The 245-nt window shown below is 63.7% G+C and carries 1 protein-coding gene; it reads right to left on the bottom strand.

Annotated features, from left to right (window positions below; all coding sequences use genetic code 11):
- Positions 1-245: hypothetical protein (locus SM753_RS21040; RefSeq protein ID WP_323192984.1), on the bottom strand; the 245-nt coding region annotated here is incomplete at both ends.

The following is a 245-nucleotide window of genomic DNA, read 5'->3' as shown; positions in this document are numbered from 1 at the left end:
ATCGACCGACGCTCTCGCGAGCGGCGCGGAAGCAACGGGGTGACGATCGCGTCGACGAACTGCTGGACGAACTGGGTGTCGGGGGACTGTGTATCAGGTACGACGTGGACGTTCCGAGTCTCTCGACGAACGGTGGTCGGCGCGTGATGGAACGCCTTTGTGGATTCGCCGACGTCGATGTCGATGGTGAATATCTCAAGCCTCACGGGGGACGGCGAGCGCTCGGCCGCGAGGTCTTCGTCGAG

The organism is Halostella sp. PRR32, assembly GCF_034808085.1.
GTDB classification, from domain to species: Archaea; Halobacteriota; Halobacteria; order Halobacteriales; family Natronoarchaeaceae; genus Halostella; species Halostella pelagica.
This window is presented reverse-complemented; position numbering and strand designations above follow the sequence as displayed.